This window comes from Streptosporangium sp. NPDC006013 (genome assembly GCF_040614275.1).
Lineage (GTDB): Bacteria > Actinomycetota > Actinomycetes > Streptosporangiales > Streptosporangiaceae > Streptosporangium.
Genome location: NZ_JBEXUE010000891.1, coordinates 1 through 1,807, shown reverse-complemented (window position 1 = coordinate 1,807; position 1,807 = coordinate 1). Strand labels below are relative to the sequence as shown.

Here is a 1,807-nt window from a genome sequence, read left to right as displayed (position 1 = left end):
GGAAACCGGTGCCCTACCACCGCGACTCTCCGCTGAGGCGGTCCGGATCCCCCCGGGGCCACGTACACCCCACCCGCCCAGGCATTGGCGGGCGGAGCGACGGTGACCACCAGGACGATCGCGGCGATCACCGGTCCGAAGGCATCGGCTCCACCGCGCGAGACCTGAGCAGGAACCCGGCTCCTGCCGCGGTGAAGAACATCAGCACGCCATACGTGGCGGCCGGGACGGCCATCTGGGAGCTGTTCAGCAGGGAGAGCGCCACCGCGATCGACAACGTGGCGTTGTGGATCCCGATCTCCATGCAGGAGGCGACGGCCTGGCCGCGCTCCACCCCGGCCAGGCGCGGCGCCCAGTAGCCGACGGTCAGGCTGATCACGCTGAACACCAGCGTGATCAGGCCCACCGACTGGATGTAGCCGCTGAGGTTGTCGAGCTCCTGGAGCAGGGCGCCGGCGATCACCAGCGCCAGGATGACCGCTGAGGCGATCTTCACGGGCGTGTTCATCCGTTCGGCGAAGCTCCGTGCCATGGCGCGGACCGCCATGCCGATGGCGACCGGAACCAGCACGACCGCCATCACCTGCAGGCTCTTGTCGAACTGCAGGCCGAGCGTGCCCGAGCCGACCTCGAAGTAGGACAGTGACAGGTTGGTCACCAGTGGCAGCGTCACGACCGCCAGCACCGAGTTGATCGCGGTCAGCGTCACGTTGAGCGCGACATCACCGCCGAACAGATGACTGTAGAGGTTGGCCGTCGTGCCGCCGGGCGAGGCGGCCAGCAGCATCATGCCGACGGCGAGCGCCGGCGGCAGGTCGAAGACGACCACCAGACCGAAGCAGATCGCGGGCAGCACCAGGATCTGGCAGCCGAGCGCCACGACGGTGGCCTTCGGATAGACGACGACACGGCGGAAGTCGGAGATCGTCAGGCTCAGCCCGAGGCCGAACATGATGATCGCCAACGCGATGGGCAGGAGGGTTCCGGCAAGGGCCATGGGGGGTGCTCCTTATCAGCGATCTGTCGCTGGGGCGGCGTAGTGCCATAGTTGAGGTACCACCCACACGATCATCGTCACGGTTATGGCGGTGAGCAACCCACCGGCACGGATCGTCACCTTGGGCCGTACACCGCCGCCGCAGGCCCAGCCCGTCCTTGACTACCTGGTGTTGACCTTCGCGCAGTTCAAGCCGCGCACGGAGCGATTGCCCGTGTTCCCCGACGACGCGTTGCACCGCCTGACCATGCCCGTGCTGGTGATCGTCGGGGGCCGCGACGTCATGCTCGACTCCCACGACACCGCCCGGCGCGTGCAGCAGTGCATCCCCCACGCGACCATGACCCTGCTGCCCGAGACCGGGCACTCGATCCCCGGCCAGGCAGAGCCGATCTCGGCGTTCCTGCGCGGCTGACCCGTCGTTGCAGTTCGTCCGTGACGGGGACAGACAACATCCAAACCGATCAGGAGCGGAACCTCATGACAGTCGTGATACCGGGCGGCGCACCCGAAACCATGCCCGACGGCCGCAACGGCCCGCTCACCCGAAAGGTCGACGATGCCTGACGTGATACAGCAGCGGGCCGGGGTGCCGGTGCTGATCTGCGACACTTCCGCACCCAGCCGGGTCGGTGAGCGGGAGTAGATCAGGACCTGCACGACCGCTCCCGCGTCAGGGGTCGAGGAGGGGGCGCGCACCTCGCCCGGCGAGCCTGTCACCGGGATTGACCAGCAGGCACTGGTCGAAGGACAGGCAACCGCAGCCGATGCACTCGGTGAACCGATCGCGCATGCGCTCCAACTTCTCGA

General features: G+C 67.6%; 2 protein-coding genes. One reads left to right on the top strand and one right to left on the bottom strand.

What is annotated here, in order from left to right; genetic code table 11:
• Nucleotides 1–127: 127 nt before the first annotated feature.
• Nucleotides 128–997, bottom strand: a complete 870-nt coding sequence (locus tag ABZ260_RS50680; protein WP_350926104.1) for a bile acid:sodium symporter family protein — start codon at nt 995–997, stop codon at nt 128–130.
• 91 nt (nt 998–1,088) lie between these two features.
• Between ABZ260_RS50680 and ABZ260_RS50675 the strand changes: the two genes are divergently transcribed.
• Nucleotides 1,089–1,412 carry an alpha/beta hydrolase gene (locus tag ABZ260_RS50675; RefSeq protein ID WP_355633038.1) on the top strand — a complete coding sequence of 108 codons (324 nt, stop codon included), beginning with the start codon at nt 1,089–1,091 and terminating at the stop codon, nt 1,410–1,412.
• Nucleotides 1,413–1,807: the final 395 nt, after the last annotated feature.